Source organism: Priestia sp. ABM2_011 (genome assembly GCF_056158845.1).
In genome coordinates this window covers 2,769,277-2,782,973 of sequence record NZ_JBSWUB010000001.1, presented here as the reverse complement: position 1 = coordinate 2,782,973, position 13,697 = coordinate 2,769,277, and the positions used below count along the sequence as shown (strand labels likewise).

At 37.4% G+C, this 13,697-nt stretch carries 15 protein-coding genes; 5 read left to right on the top strand and 10 right to left on the bottom strand.

What is annotated here, in order from left to right:
• Nucleotides 1–37: 37 nt before the first annotated feature.
• The 3 genes from ACXAE4_RS15065 to tlp all read right to left on the bottom strand — a co-directional run bounded on the left by ACXAE4_RS15065 (nt 38) and on the right by tlp (nt 2,321).
• Nucleotides 38–460: an acyl-CoA thioesterase gene (locus ACXAE4_RS15065; protein ID WP_048019239.1), complete on the bottom strand. Its 423-nt coding sequence runs from the start codon at nt 458–460 to the stop codon at nt 38–40.
• Nucleotides 461–538: 78 nt separating this feature from the next.
• A complete protein-coding gene (locus ACXAE4_RS15060) occupies nt 539–1,966 on the bottom strand; it encodes a phospholipase D family protein (protein WP_098113033.1) in 1,428 nt (475 codons plus the stop codon).
• A gap of 112 nt (nt 1,967–2,078) precedes the next feature.
• On the bottom strand, nt 2,079–2,321 hold the full coding sequence (tlp, locus tag ACXAE4_RS15055; protein ID WP_013057249.1) for a small acid-soluble spore protein Tlp: 243 nt from the start codon (nt 2,319–2,321) through the stop codon (nt 2,079–2,081).
• 172 nt (nt 2,322–2,493) lie between these two features.
• On the opposite strand from tlp, the gene ACXAE4_RS15050 reads away from it, so the two are divergent.
• Entirely contained in the window at nt 2,494–3,105 is a 612-nt protein-coding gene (locus ACXAE4_RS15050) for a hypothetical protein (RefSeq protein ID WP_028413160.1), read from the top strand.
• Nucleotides 3,106–3,136: 31 nt separating this feature from the next.
• Here ACXAE4_RS15050 and ACXAE4_RS15045 read toward each other — a convergent pair whose 3' ends face one another.
• From ACXAE4_RS15045 to acnA, 4 genes are all read right to left on the bottom strand, one after another.
• Nucleotides 3,137–3,280, bottom strand: coding sequence for an acid-soluble spore protein N (locus ACXAE4_RS15045; RefSeq protein WP_014459885.1), 144 nt, complete (start codon nt 3,278–3,280; stop codon nt 3,137–3,139).
• A gap of 44 nt (nt 3,281–3,324) precedes the next feature.
• Nucleotides 3,325–3,468 carry an FbpB family small basic protein gene (locus ACXAE4_RS15040; protein ID WP_014459884.1) on the bottom strand — a complete coding sequence of 48 codons (144 nt, stop codon included), beginning with the start codon at nt 3,466–3,468 and terminating at the stop codon, nt 3,325–3,327.
• Between the two features lie 212 nt (nt 3,469–3,680).
• Nucleotides 3,681–4,280 carry a TlpA disulfide reductase family protein gene (locus ACXAE4_RS15035; RefSeq protein ID WP_028413159.1) on the bottom strand — a complete coding sequence of 200 codons (600 nt, stop codon included), beginning with the start codon at nt 4,278–4,280 and terminating at the stop codon, nt 3,681–3,683.
• Between the two features lie 195 nt (nt 4,281–4,475).
• Nucleotides 4,476–7,196 carry an aconitate hydratase AcnA gene (gene acnA / locus ACXAE4_RS15030; RefSeq protein WP_028413158.1) on the bottom strand — a complete coding sequence of 907 codons (2,721 nt, stop codon included), beginning with the start codon at nt 7,194–7,196 and terminating at the stop codon, nt 4,476–4,478.
• Between the two features lie 221 nt (nt 7,197–7,417).
• Between acnA and sspO the strand changes: the two genes are divergently transcribed.
• From sspO to ku, 4 genes are all read left to right on the top strand, one after another.
• On the top strand, nt 7,418–7,567 hold the full coding sequence (gene sspO, locus ACXAE4_RS15025; RefSeq protein ID WP_013083371.1) for a small acid-soluble spore protein O: 150 nt from the start codon (nt 7,418–7,420) through the stop codon (nt 7,565–7,567).
• A gap of 212 nt (nt 7,568–7,779) precedes the next feature.
• Nucleotides 7,780–7,920: a small acid-soluble spore protein P gene (locus ACXAE4_RS15020; RefSeq protein ID WP_013057256.1), complete on the top strand. Its 141-nt coding sequence runs from the start codon at nt 7,780–7,782 to the stop codon at nt 7,918–7,920.
• Between the two features lie 152 nt (nt 7,921–8,072).
• On the top strand, nt 8,073–8,513 hold the full coding sequence (locus ACXAE4_RS15015) for an Hsp20/alpha crystallin family protein (protein ID WP_028413157.1): 441 nt from the start codon (nt 8,073–8,075) through the stop codon (nt 8,511–8,513).
• Between the two features lie 150 nt (nt 8,514–8,663).
• Nucleotides 8,664–9,497: a non-homologous end joining protein Ku gene (ku, locus tag ACXAE4_RS15010; RefSeq protein ID WP_028413156.1), complete on the top strand. Its 834-nt coding sequence runs from the start codon at nt 8,664–8,666 to the stop codon at nt 9,495–9,497.
• Nucleotides 9,498–9,519: 22 nt separating this feature from the next.
• On the opposite strand, the gene ACXAE4_RS15005 is transcribed toward ku, so the two are convergent.
• From ACXAE4_RS15005 to ACXAE4_RS14995, 3 genes are all read right to left on the bottom strand, one after another.
• A complete protein-coding gene (locus ACXAE4_RS15005; protein WP_014459877.1) occupies nt 9,520–9,918 on the bottom strand; it encodes a hypothetical protein in 399 nt (132 codons plus the stop codon).
• A 187-nt stretch (nt 9,919–10,105) separates the two neighbouring features.
• Nucleotides 10,106–11,818 carry a DUF2357 domain-containing protein gene (locus ACXAE4_RS15000; RefSeq protein WP_028413155.1) on the bottom strand — a complete coding sequence of 571 codons (1,713 nt, stop codon included), beginning with the start codon at nt 11,816–11,818 and terminating at the stop codon, nt 10,106–10,108.
• A complete protein-coding gene (locus ACXAE4_RS14995) occupies nt 11,772–13,406 on the bottom strand; it encodes an MrcB family domain-containing protein (RefSeq protein WP_289577806.1) in 1,635 nt (544 codons plus the stop codon). Before ACXAE4_RS14995 ends, ACXAE4_RS15000 begins: the two co-directional genes overlap by 47 nt.
• Nucleotides 13,407–13,697 lie beyond the last annotated feature (291 nt).

Sequence of the window (13,697 nt, the reverse complement as noted above, 5' to 3'; positions counted from 1 at the left end):
AAAAGCATCGATTTATCGATGCTTTTTATTCTTACGCTTAACCCTGCTTTTTGGCGTCTTCATAGGCTTTATGCCATTCCGGATAATTACGGCGAATCGAAATAGGCTTAAAGTTTTCTTTTTTTACACATACGTGTGACGATGTTCCTGTTAACGCAAGTTCTTCATCTGAATTAAAAATTTCGTATCCGTACACAACGCGTAGACCGTCATAGTTCTCAACCCAAGTATGTACCACAGCTGTCTCGCCATAATGAAGCGGCTTTTTATATGATGCCTGTATATCAATAACTGGCGACAGCACACCGTCTCTTTCCATTTGTGCATAGCTAAAACCTAAATCACTGATAAACTGTGTTCGGCCTATTTCCATCCATACTAAATAGTTAGCATGATACACAACGCCCATCTGATCGGTTTCTGCATAGCGCACTTCGATTTCTTTCTTCGATACTAGCATGATTCTACCTCCTCTTGCACTGTTCCTGTTTTATCTTACCATATAAGGAGAATATACTCCTACTAGTTTGGTTATTACTCAATATGTTGTAAGACTAAGCGCATCTTGAATACGATATATCAGTGTTTCCAGCCTCGTCATCTTATTTTCATACCTTTTATAAGGAAGTGTGTATGTGTAGTCTTTATTTGTCCATAGGCGGTCAAAATAAGCGTTTAGTTCCGTCATAACCTTTTTGTTAGGAGGTCCTGATACTTTAATATCCGTTTCTAAGTTCAAATCATCCAAATTTCGTTTTGTGAAATTTGCTGCTCCTGCAATAATCATTGCCTTTCTTTTGTTTCGAATAAATAAAGTTTTGGGATGATACTGCTCTTTTCCCGTATGATACCAGCGAACTTTAATATCGCCTTTAGATTTTTTCACAAGTTCTGCTGCGACTGGACGGTTAGGCAGTCCGAACTTTTTTCTTCCGAACGCATTTTCATTAGGGTCTAAAATTAATCGTACGTTTGCCCCTTGTTCGGAAGCTTTCAAAAGCGCCTTTATTACGTCTCGATCTCCAAGATAAAACATGCCAAGCCACACATCGTCGCCTTTTTTAGCATGACGTAAATCATGTAATACGTGCTTATAAATTTTGCCTTCTGTTAACAGCTGAACATAGAGGTCTCCCTTTTCTTTTTCTTTCTTCTTATACCGAGGTAAATCTCCTCCGTAAGAAAAATCAGACACGGCTTGTTCGCTTTTTACAACATCTCCAATGATATTCCCTTTTACTTCAAAGGCCATGTTGGAATTATAAAAGCTTGCATCATGAGGATTGGCAGAGGAGATAATAACGCTTTGATCGGTTGCTACTACTTTTCTGTGATTAGCTTTTACATTTAACAACTTAAAATAAGCACGGGCCGTCACGTTAGGCGCATTATTTCCGAAAGGATTCGTGATCCATCCAGTTCCTTTTTCACCAAACCACTGAACAAAAGTTCTCCACACTGAAGAATATAGTGGAATGGAGTCTCTGAGCTTAGATAAATTGGTTTGCACCACTTTGATTCCGTTTAGCCGCAGTGAATCTAACCACTTTGAATCATGTGAGCCGTAGGTTGTATTGATTTCATCTGTAATAAAGACGATTTCGATAGTAGGATGTTTTCGTTTCTTTTCAATCAGCTTACTTGCAAGTGTATCACTAAGGTGAGGAAACGTTTCACCTTGGTTATAGTAGCCATTAAATAGAAACATATCCATAATAATAAAAGCTTTTGCGTCATCAATCGCATTCGTAACTGCTTGAAAAATATGTTGTTCGGAAACCGACGTCTGTTGGTCTTGATACGTTAGGTCCGATAAAAGAAATACATCTTCTACTTTGTGAGGCTTACTTTCGTATGAAACTCCTTTAGGCAAGGGCTTATGCGTGTGATAAGAGCCCACAATAATCAAAACGACAAGTAAACTGACCAAAATCCTTACTATTTTCTTTTTCACGTGCTTTTTCACCTACATAAACCTCTTCGCTAGTTTATATTATTATTCACCTTACTAAAAAAATATAGAAAGAAAGCAGCTAAAACCGTTTATTTTTAGCTGCTTATTGTCGCTGTTTTACTTATTAAATCGTACCTTCGTAACCATTTTGACGAGCTTCTGATTCATCTTTTATTTCGCTGCGCATTGCTTCAATGCTTACTTCGCGATTGTGATTTTTTTGCTGAATGCGCTGACGTTCTTCTTCAGTGCTGCATGCAGCAGCTTCTTCTGCTTCTTCAATGTTTTTCATTGTATTTTGCACCATTGTTTGTAATTTTTCAACGTTATCACTGCGATCGTCTGGATTCGGTTTATTCCATGCCATTGTATCTTCCTCCTCAAAATAACTTTGTTACAATTGTAGTATGCCGGATTTGTTCATCTCTATAAGTGGAAAAAAATGATTTTAGTTTACATAATATAATTATAATTAAGTTAAAATGTATATATAAAACATACATAATATGGTAATATATACATACAAAGGGGGAATCGCTATGACCAAACGATTGATAGCATTACTAAGCGCCATCTTTATTGCAGTGCTTGTTATATTTTTTATGTCGCAAACCTCATTGGCATCAAAATTGACAGCAAGTGCCTCTATCAAGCCTCATCATTACTCAAAACATGAAGAAAAAATGTTAGCCGTGACAAATTTAGACTACAAAAGCAATATCATTGCATATGATGTTAAAGCTCCTAACGGCGCAAAAGAAGCTTATGTAAAAGCTACTTATTATGAAAAGGGAAAAGCCAAACAACCTTTATTTTCAGGAGGGTTGACTGTTTCAAAAGAATTTGACATGTTTGCTATTACATATAAAATCGATGATGATACTCACAAAGTAATGTTTAATGTGGGAAGCAACGATACAAACCTAGGGATAGAAGCGGAAAAGCCAAAGAAAATGAACGGCTATTCCTTTACTGGATTAGAGAAAAAACAAAAAGTGAAAATGAATAAACCATATCCAGTTGCTGCTTTATTTGGTGACGATGGCAGTGGCATACGAGTTGCTCCGCTTTCAACCGATGACGGAGAAGTTGTTAAAGAGCTTATTTCGAGCAACCCTTACGTTTATTTATTCACAGTAGAATTCAAATAATAAAAAGTCGCTGAATTCAGCGACTTTTTATTCATTCACCTTTGGTTTGAATAACTTGAGGATGCTTGCCGGATGTATCTTGCATTTGTTTTCCGTTATTTCCACCAGCTTCTCTCGGTTGAGTGCCGATGTGATTCGGAACAAAACTTTTGCTTTGTTTTTTAGGATTTCCCATGCTTATCCCCTCCTCACCGTTACTCTAACCAACTTACTTTAAAGTTATTCAGCTCTTTCAAGCATACGATCTTCTAACCGCTTTTCAATTTCCAATTCAATGCGTTCAATTTCTGACTGATCTTTTAACAGCTGCGTTTTATTTTCTTGCACTAACTCTTCAAATGAACGTTTGCGTAATTTTCTCATGATTCCAACACCTACTTTATGTAATTTTTATGAAAAATCTGAAAAATCAAAAGAAACTGATATCATATAACTATCTATATTGTAACCAATTTGTCAGATAAGTAAACATACTTTTTGAAAAGTTGTAAGAAAGTTTGACATATTTACTGACTTATCTATATATACGATGGTAAAGTAAATAAGTTTCATTTTTAATAAAACAAGCAGCGAAGTTAATTCGCTGCTTGTTGAGCAAAGTTTTCCATTTGTTTAAGCGTCATTGGACCATTCACTCGCTGAACAATTTTCCCTTCTTCATCTATAAAGTAAGATGTCGGAATGGTGGACACCCGGTATTTTTTACTTCCCACAGTATCTTGGTCGTCCAATAATACATGAAACGTAAACTGTTTTTCTTTCAGAAACTTAGATACTGCCTGTTTACTGCCTTCTGATGAAGTTAAATTAACCGCAAGCAGCTGTACGTCGTTTCCATATTTCTTATAAAACGCTTGCATATCGGGCATTTCTTTTTGACACGGCGGACACCATGTGGCCCAAAAGTTTAAAATAACTTTTTTTCCTTTAAAGTCCGATAATTGAACAGTTTTTCCGTTCGTGTCTGAAAGTGTAAACGGAGGCGCTGTATCTTTTGGTTCTAACCCATAAGCTTGACCCGAAGCCTGACGAGCACTATCGCCTTTTTTAATATTTAAATCCTTGTATTCGCTTAAGTTAGAATTATCGGATGCTTCATTTGGAGAAAGCCCTTCCCAAAGTGCGTAGCTAAGAAAGCCTACTAGAAGCAAGACCGCAATTATTTTTTTAACCATATGATCGGCTCCTTTATTTCTTCTAAAAAGTGATAATCTATGTACTAATAGATATGTGCAATATCTACTAAAATAATCCTTTTACAGGGCATTTTCTTTTATAATATAGCATATTTCCCTCTCACTTTTTGTCGAAAACGGTGCGTTTGCATAAAAAAAGAGCGGCTCACGAGAACCGCTCTTTTTCTTTATACCTTACGCATGTGTTTTAGACTGTAATTTATCACGAAGCACCATTTGAAGGATACCACCGTGGCGATAGTAATCAATTTCAACTTCACTATCGAAACGAACCAGTACTTCAAATTCTTTTTTGTTTCCAGCTTCATCCGTTGCTGTTACTTTTACAAGATCACGTGGCTTTACTGTTTCATCAACTGCTACTGCAATTGTTTCTTTTCCAGTTAAACCTAATGTATCCGCGCTTTCACCATCTTTAAATTGAAGAGGTAAAACACCCATTAATACTAGGTTTGAACGGTGAATACGCTCAAAGCTTTCAGCGATTACTGTTTTAATACCTAAAAGATTTGTGCCTTTTGCTGCCCAGTCACGAGAACTTCCCATGCCGTAATCTTTACCTGCAAGTACAACAAGACCTGTACCTTGCTCTTTGTATTTCATACAAGCATCATAAATGCTCATTACGTCATTTGTTGGCCAGTACGTTGTCCAGCCGCCTTCTGTACCAGGAGCTACTTGGTTTTTAATGCGGATGTTTGCAAATGTACCGCGCATCATCACTTCATGGTTACCACGACGAGAACCGTATGAGTTAAAGTCTTTTGGTTCTACACCGTTTTCTTGAAGGTAAAGACCTGCAGGTGATGTTTTTGCAATTGAACCTGCTGGTGAAATGTGATCCGTTGTCACTGAGTCACCAAATTTCGCTACTACGCGAAGATCATTTAACGCTTCTACTTCACCTGGCTCTTCTGATAACCCTTCAAAGAAAGGTGGGTTTTGAATGTACGTTGAATCATTCTCCCACGTATAAAGAGCATCTTCGCTTGTTTTAATTTCATTCCAGCGCTCGTTATCATCGAATACGCGCTCATACTCGTTACGGAATAATTCAGGCGTTACCGTACGGCTAACAACTTCTTTAATTTCATCTTGTGAAGGCCAAATGTCACTAAAGAATACTTCGTTTCCGTCTGTATCAATACCGATTGGATCTTTTTGTAAATCTACATCTACTGTTCCAGCCAGTGCATATGCTACAACAAGCGGCGGAGAAGCAAGATAGTTACCTTTTACTAATTGATGAATACGTCCTTCAAAGTTACGGTTTCCTGAAAGAACAGACGTTACAAGCAAGTCGTTGTCTGCAATCGCTTCTTCAATTTCAGCTTCTAATGGACCAGAGTTACCGATACAAGTCGTACAGCCATAGCCTACGATGTTAAAGCCGATTTTATCTAAGTATGGAAGCAATCCTGAATTTTGAAGGTAAGCCGTTACTACTTTTGAACCTGGTGCTAAAGAAGTTTTCACGTAAGCTGGAACATCCAATCCTTTTTCTACCGCTTTTTTCGCAACTAAACCAGCTGCTACCAATACGTAAGGATTTGATGTGTTCGTACAGCTTGTGATAGCCGCAATAGCGATGGCACCTGTTTTCATTGTTGTTTCTGAACCGTCTGCAAGCTTAAACGTAACTTCTTTATCCACGTCTTTAGCATCAAGTCCGAAGCTTTGATTGCTAACAGGAGCTGTTAAAGCTTTCTTGAATTCTGTTTGCATTTGAGAAAGTGGAATTAAATCTTGCGGACGCTTTGGACCTGAAAGATTTGCTTCAATCTCAGCAAGATTAATCTCAACAACATCAGTGAAAATTGGATCTTCATTTTCTGGTGTAAAGAATAAACCGTTTGCTTTTGTATATTGTTCGACAACCTGAATGTCTTTTTCATCTCTTCCTGTTAAACGCATGTATGCTAATGCCTCTGCGTCAACTGGGAAGAACCCGCATGTTGCACCGTATTCAGGAGCCATATTAGCAATTGTTGCACGGTCAGCTAATGGAAGTTCTGCTACGCCAGGACCGAAGAATTCAACGAATTTTCCGACTACTCCTTTTTGACGAAGCACTTGCGTAACTTTTAACGCTAAGTCTGTAGCTGTAGTACCGTTTGGTAATTCACCAACAAGTTTAACACCGATTACTTCAGGAACTGGGAAATAAGAAGGTTGACCAAGCATGCCTGCTTCCGCTTCAATACCGCCAACACCCCATCCTAAAACACCGATACCATTAATCATCGTTGTATGAGAGTCAGTACCTACTAGAGAATCAGGGAAAGCTACGAATTCGCCATCTTCTTCAACAGCATGAACAACGTTTGCTAAATATTCTAAATTTACTTGATGCACGATACCAGTAGCTGGCGGAACTGCACGATAGTTATTAAATGATTTTTGAGCCCAGCTTAAGAAATTATAGCGCTCTGTATTACGTTGAAATTCAAGGTCCATATTAATTCGTAATGAGTCAGCTGTACCTGCTTTATCAACTTGTACGGAGTGGTCGACAACGAGGTCTACTGGAATTTCTGGATTGATTTTGTCAGGATCTCCTCCTAAATCAGCCATTGCTTTACGAAGTGACGCTAAGTCTACAACCGCTGGAACTCCAGTGAAATCTTGAAGAATAACACGAGATGGTTTGAAAGGAACATCGATATCTTTGATATCTTTTGTTCCCCATTTTGCAAGGTTTTCGACGTGTTCTTTTGTAATAACACGGCCATCTACCTGACGAAGAACAGATTCTAATAATACTTTAATTGAATACGGCAGCTTAGATACGTTACCTAAACCTGCTTCCTCTAAAGCTTGTAAGCGGTAATAATTATATGTGCTGCCATTAAGATCGAATGACGAACGAGCGTTAAAAACGTCTTTTTTAGTCATTGCTTTTACCCCCTTAAAATTCTATGTATAAAGGATTTACTTACCCCATCCTCTATTCCCTTCACCATCTATCTTAATATAATATTATACATAAGTAAATAAAAAGAATGTTATTAATTAACATAAGTTTCACTTATAACCTTTTTCCATCTGCCTTTTATTTTTCTAATAATTCATATTTCATTGATTTTTACGCATGCTAGAAACGGAGGTGATTCAACATGGCTAAACGCAAGTCAAACCACGTCATTCCTGGAGCTAACGCGGCTAGCGCTCAAGGAAAAGGAGCGGGTTATAATGAAGAATTTTCAAATGAACCATTAACCGAACAACAGAAACAAAATAATAAAAAACGCAAAAAAAATCAATAAAACACTCTCTTATTGGATATACTAATCACTAGTTAGAAAAGCAAAATCGTTTAACTCCATGAAATCTAACGAGAAGGCGTCATTATATATGGCGCTTTTTTTCTGTTCCCATTTCCTGTTTTTGCTAAACCTATTTTTAGAAAGGGGAATTTTTCATCGGATAAATCCCCTGTCACTATCCCACCCTAATAAATGAAAGGGAGGGTTTAACTATGAACAAAAACAGCAGCAAAGACATCAGAAGAAATGCGCCAAAAAGCAATTCTGGACAGCCCGAACCGCTAAGCGGATCTCATAAAGTAAAGAACCGTAAGCATTCTCGCCAAAAACACAATAGCGGACATGATATGTAAAACAGCGGCAAGCTCTCTACAGAGCTTGCTTTTTTATGCATAGAAAAGGCAGCTAGTACTTCAAGCTTATTCTTTGCACAGGAGTTCACTAAGTACATAAACGCGCATATGATAGTAAAGTGAAACAGTTTAAATAATGGAGGAACGTAGAAATGAAAAACAAGCGTCTGCCAGCAGACCAAATGTTTGTAAAAGGCTTTCAAGAGTTGTTAGAAGTCATGCTTTCAAATCCCTTTATGAGTTATTTAGATTATGATTCCGTTCGTATAGATTTATTTGAAACAGAACAATCATTTATTGTCGAAGCTGAATTATTAGGGTATCACCCTAAGGATATTATCGTTCAGATACAAGCTGACCACTTACAGCTCACAGCCAAAAAATACTGCCTTAGAGAATTTCATGATGAAAAGCAAGGAACGCTTGCAAGAGAACAAATGGAAGAAAGCGTTGAACGTACAATTGACTTTCCGTTTCCATTGATGAATAAAAAGATTACCGCTACATTTAGTAACGAAATCCTTGAAATTACGATTTCCAAACATGAGACAAATGAATCTAATCAGCAAATAGTTCCTATTGAGTTCCAATAAAGCTGCAGATGTTGTCTCTGTAGCTTTATTGGAACTATTTAATTGTTTATTTAGCACATAGTTTTTTTAGAAAGTTTTCCTTTTCAAAACAATTGGATATCTCATTTGTTTTACGGCACACTACTAAAAAAGAGTAAAAGGAGAACATTTATGCTTCATACTGCTTGGAAAGGTAAAATCAGCTTTGGATTAATTGACATCCCTATTAAACTGCACGGAGCAATTGAAGAAAAAGATGTAAAGCTGCGCACACTGCACTCCGTTTGCCATACACCCATTCATCAAGAAAAACATTGCCAAACGTGTGGACGAGAAGTAGAATCCGATGAACTGGTTAAAGGATACGAAACCGCGACCGGTCAGTTTGTTGTACTTTCACAACAGGAAATTGATCGTGTCAAAGAGCCCTTTGCAGCAAACAAAGCTGTTGAATTGTTGCACTTTGTTTCGTTAGATGACATTGATCCCCTGTTTTTTGATAAGCCCTACTATATTTCTCCTGAAGAAACGAGCCTAAAAGCTTATTATACGTTATTAAATGCACTTGAAATAACGAATAAAGTCGGTATTGCCAATGTATTTTTATATTCCAAACAGCAAATCGCCATTATTCGTTCCGTGGGCGGCTCTCTCGTTCTTCACACGATGCATTTTGAAGAAGAACTTCGTTCAGTCACAGATGTGCCTAACTTATCTACTACTTCTTCTGTTAATGAAAGTGATACACAAGTGACGGTGGAATTAATTGATAAGCTATCTACTTCTTTTAATCCATCTATTTACAAAAATAACTACCGAGATGCCTTACAAAGCGTCATTCAACAAAAAATAAATCAAGGCGAAGTTACAAAAGTAAGCGGAAGCGAAGAACGAGATATTCGACATTTAATGGAAATGTTAAAGGTGAGCATAGATCCTTCTACTTTACAGCCGACAAAATCAACAGCAGAGAAAAAAACGTCATCCTTAAAAAAGAAAGCATAAAAAAAGCTAACGAAGAAGTTCGTTAGCTTTCATTTGCAACAGAAGTCTTAGGAACAATAGCTCCATATGACGCCGGTATTTTTAAATATTGCGTTACTTGATCATTTTCCACAAAAACAATAAAGTTATCTTTTTTATCTTTTCCAATACCTTTTGCTTTTGCTTCAGACCAATTGAAGCCCAGCTTTTCATTTACCTCACTGCGGGTCGTTTCCGGTCCAAAAACATATACTTTATCCCATCTAAAATCACATAATTCATTAAAATCAAGGATGGAAGCTTCTTCTTTACTTTGATTTGTTTTTTTAATTTCATTAATTACGGTTTGCTGAAGTTGCGCTTGGTTGCGTTCGCTGTATACCCTGTCAATAAAAAAAGTTGCCAATAGCGCTACTAACGTGAATAGTAGAATCTTTTTCACTTCGTTGTCCTCCTGATACGTTCTCTGCACATGATACGACTTCTTTTCGATACGGTTTTATTCTCTACTATTCTAGAAAATTCAACAGGAAAATACAACTAAAATCTCGAAATGTCATCAAAACATAAAAAACTTAACACTATGTCAACGCATAAAAAAAAGGCTTGTTCACGTTCTACCTATTTACCTAATCAGCGCTGAAAAGATTTGGTTCTTCCGTACAAATAGTTTTAATAAATTCTTCTACTAGCCCTTCCTCTCCCGGCAAAAAAGGCAGCGCACCCACTCCAACGCGTTCAATACTTTTATAAAAATGATGCTGCTTATAGCCTTCTGCTTTCCCTGGAAACAGCACAACCGCTGTTTGTACCGGTTTTATTCCATTTTCCTCTACAATAGCGTCTCGGTAACGGTGCATGGTATTAATATCTTCTTCTCTAGGAGAGGGCGTATCGTGATTTGGTTTGATACGATACTTAGCGTCAAAAAGATATACACTTTTTTTCTCCCCTTGCTTTACTTCAAGCAGCAAGTCCGGCTTTTGGATAACAGTATGAGTATGGTGGTATTCTTTTTGATACCATAGCGTTACTTCTGCTTTTCCCACCTGAAAACGATGGTAAGAGGCCTGCACCCTGACATTTAACCCTTGTTCTGTCGTTGTCATGATGTTTTGTTCTATTCGTTTGCCGTAAATTTGCAACTTCTTTAAAAGACTAACATACGTCCAGTATTCATAGATAGTTGCGATATCTTTTAATGAAAGGTGGTAAAACTCTCCGTTAAGAGCCAACCCTCGCGTTAAGAACATAAAGTATCTGCTTGCTTCCCGGTAGCGGGGTGCCGTACGGATTGTAGAAGGAAGAGTTGAAACTTGTATGGTCTTCACTCTTTGCCAGAACACATTGTTTAGCAGCCTTTTTAATTCGGTATGATTGGTTTCTAGAGCCGACACCGCTTCTTTTTTTACATATCTATCTTCTATCAATTTGTCAATTAGTGTAGTTAGCTTGTGATACAGCTGCGTCATCATCCATTTAACACTTTGATTTTCCAAATTATCATAGGTAGCTACATGTCTTGTGCCAATTGCTTTTGTGGGTACTACTTTTATATGCCGATTAATTTTAATTCCTCTGCTTGAAGATGCAAGATAGGTAGGGTGTGTTCGGACAAATGATATAGCCTGGTTATCTTGTTTTTTTATTTGATCTCCTCTCATGAGCTCATGTTCAACTTTTACCGATTGAAACGGCTGATTCTCAATCTGACGAACAGAATGAAGAAAGGGTTTCATATAGTGAGAGAGCACATGATAAAATTCCGTCCATGTTGCTTGTTTAGACCAAACCGATTTTGCTTCAATATACGTTTTACGGAGCATATCGTATGCCAAATCATGAATGTATCCGTTCACTTCATCAACCATGCGTACATAATCTGTCTTGTAGCTCATCTTTGACGGGAAAATTTCAAGAGTAAAAGACAGCTCTTTTTCTATTTCACTGTAGACATGAAACGTAGAATACCCTACCTCATTTTGAAAGCTTATATTTCCTGTTAAAATGTAGGGAAATCCTACGGTTTGAAAACTTTGTTCAACTGCTTTTGAGTCGTGATTAACAAACAGACTTGTTTCATTTTTTGAAACAACTGTAATTTGATAGGTTTCATTTTCAAAAAATAAAGGCTCAAGCGGCGGTTTGGAAGTCATCATGCCTTTTGTTTGATTTAGTACTTTTACATGTGTGATTCCTTTTCCCGTACAAGAAAAAAACATCACTTCTTCTGCAGATTTTATTCTTTTCTTATTCTTTCCTTTTATAACCACCGTACACGTATCGGTTTCAATTTCAACGTACGGTATTAATCCAAAATGACGTGTATCCGTATACTTCAAAACGTCTCATCATCTCCATTATTTTGCGTGCACTTTTAGGAAATCTCATCCCGTCTGCGTTGACAACAGCTGTCTCAAATTCATCATCGAGCAGCGTATTTGTACAGTAATAATAAAGATTTTTTAATAGGTCAAATGTGTAAGCATCGCTTCCTGAAATACGAGGCAAAACTTTTTGCAATATCTGAAAATCAAACGCCTGATCAAATGTAAACACTCCGCTTTTCACTGCGTAAATTAGATAAAAGCATATTTCGTCGCGTACGCGGTAACCTATTTGCAAATCGACTTCTGTAAGCATCTCGTTGACGGTTAGCAGTTCATTTGTTACTTCGTGAATGAGCTCAGCATGTTCAACATACGCATCTTTTAAGTGAACGTATTGACTTTGAATTTGTACATTTTCAATACTGTGCCGAGGTGGATCTCTCTCATCTAAAAAATCAAAAGAATCTAGCTGAATCTTATTCAGCTCAATGGTGTTGGTACGATCTAACAACTTTTGACTAAACCCATGAGTTGTTTCATCCATATTAATGGTACCGATAATGAGAAGGTTAGATGGCAAATAAATATCTCGGAACATCTTATGTCCAGGAAATAACGGAGCTGTTTTGATTTTCCCTTTTGACCAGCTTCTGCTTTCCATGACGCTTAAAATATCGCTAAAATAATGTTCAACTCGAGCTAAGTTCATTTCATCCAATATGGCAACATATGTGTAAGCTGGATGCTGAATGGCTTGCTGCATAATCGACAGAAACGATCCTCTGCGAAAATCTCCTCTTAAATCAATATACCCTAATAAATCTGAACTATCGTGCCAATCGGGCCGAACTGGAATAAGCACTTGTCTGCCATTTTCAATCGTGGCACCGATACTATCTGCTAAGAGCTGCGCAAGCTTTGTTTTTCCCGTCCCGCTCATTCCTGATAAAACAATAAAAGGCTTGGTTTTTAAAGCAAAGTAGGCGTTGGCTATATCTTGTCGTTCGTATGTAAATCCAGATTTCTTAATATACTCATGAATGTGGACGATGGCGTCTTTATCGCCAATCACCTCTTTGCTCATTCCGTATGTTTTTATATACTGTTCATGCATACTCAGCAGTAAATGCAAATCATCTTGAAGCTGATCATTGTTAGGTAAGTCTGCTATATTGTAAGGAAGGTAAAGAGCTACTCTATCCTCAAAGCTTTTCGCTTCCATGCTTGTACCAATGACAATATGATTATCTTTCAATACGCGGGCATGTTCAGGAGTAAAAAAACGAATGTCTTTCAGATCAGTTCCTTCCCCTGCATCTCCTTTCATCATGACTAAGTAAATGCGCTGACCGTCTTCACTGAATAAATATGCTACTATCACATCACTCTCTATATTCTTATTAGCAAGGGTCACGTAAGGAAATGTTTCAGCGTGGTGGCCCGATATACGCATTTCTTCTCGATTTATATGCTCCAATCGATAAAGAGAAATCGGAAGCCGGCGTGTAAGCATATTTTCTATTTCATGTTTTACAAGTACGTCTCCACCCATTTGTTTATAATGTTCCGCTACATAAAGCAGCCGATCGCGCAAACTCATCGAATTCTCTCCTTTCTGCCTTCACTGCAGTTTGTAAAAATAAAAAGCATCGTCAGTTGACCACGCAAAAGTTTCGTTTCTTTTATTATAGACGCTTTCTTCGTATCGTAAGCTATTTTATAACGTTAGAAAACACTACATTATTCTTTTCTCTACATATATGTTTATGTTCATTTTAATGAAACATGACCGAAAAGAAAAGCGTTAGGGGCTTAATGAATGAAGAGGTAATGATACGAACAGAAAAATAGGCAGCTTCTGTACACAGTGATACAATCGCCATTATGCTAC

Bases quoted from the DNA above. Each gene is read 5' to 3' on its own strand.
- ku (WP_028413156.1), top strand. From the start codon at position 8,664: ATGCTTCATACTGCTTGGAAAGGTAAAATCAGCTTTGGATTAATTGAC.
- ACXAE4_RS15035 (WP_028413159.1), bottom strand. From the start codon at position 4,280: ATGGTTAAAAAAATAATTGCGGTCTTGCTTCTAGTAGGCTTTCTTAGC.
- ACXAE4_RS15045 (WP_014459885.1), bottom strand. From the start codon at position 3,280: ATGGGAAATCCTAAAAAACAAAGCAAAAGTTTTGTTCCGAATCACATC.
- ACXAE4_RS15040 (WP_014459884.1), bottom strand. From the start codon at position 3,468: ATGAGAAAATTACGCAAACGTTCATTTGAAGAGTTAGTGCAAGAAAAT.
- tlp (WP_013057249.1), bottom strand. From the start codon at position 2,321: ATGGCATGGAATAAACCGAATCCAGACGATCGCAGTGATAACGTTGAA.
- ACXAE4_RS14995 (WP_289577806.1), bottom strand. From the start codon at position 13,406: ATGAGTTTGCGCGATCGGCTGCTTTATGTAGCGGAACATTATAAACAA.
- acnA (WP_028413158.1), bottom strand. From the start codon at position 7,196: ATGACTAAAAAAGACGTTTTTAACGCTCGTTCGTCATTCGATCTTAAT.
- ACXAE4_RS15065 (WP_048019239.1), bottom strand. From the start codon at position 460: ATGCTAGTATCGAAGAAAGAAATCGAAGTGCGCTATGCAGAAACCGAT.
- sspO (WP_013083371.1), top strand. From the start codon at position 7,418: ATGGCTAAACGCAAGTCAAACCACGTCATTCCTGGAGCTAACGCGGCT.
- ACXAE4_RS15050 (WP_028413160.1), top strand. From the start codon at position 2,494: ATGACCAAACGATTGATAGCATTACTAAGCGCCATCTTTATTGCAGTG.
- ACXAE4_RS15020 (WP_013057256.1), top strand. From the start codon at position 7,780: ATGAACAAAAACAGCAGCAAAGACATCAGAAGAAATGCGCCAAAAAGC.
- ACXAE4_RS15015 (WP_028413157.1), top strand. From the start codon at position 8,073: ATGAAAAACAAGCGTCTGCCAGCAGACCAAATGTTTGTAAAAGGCTTT.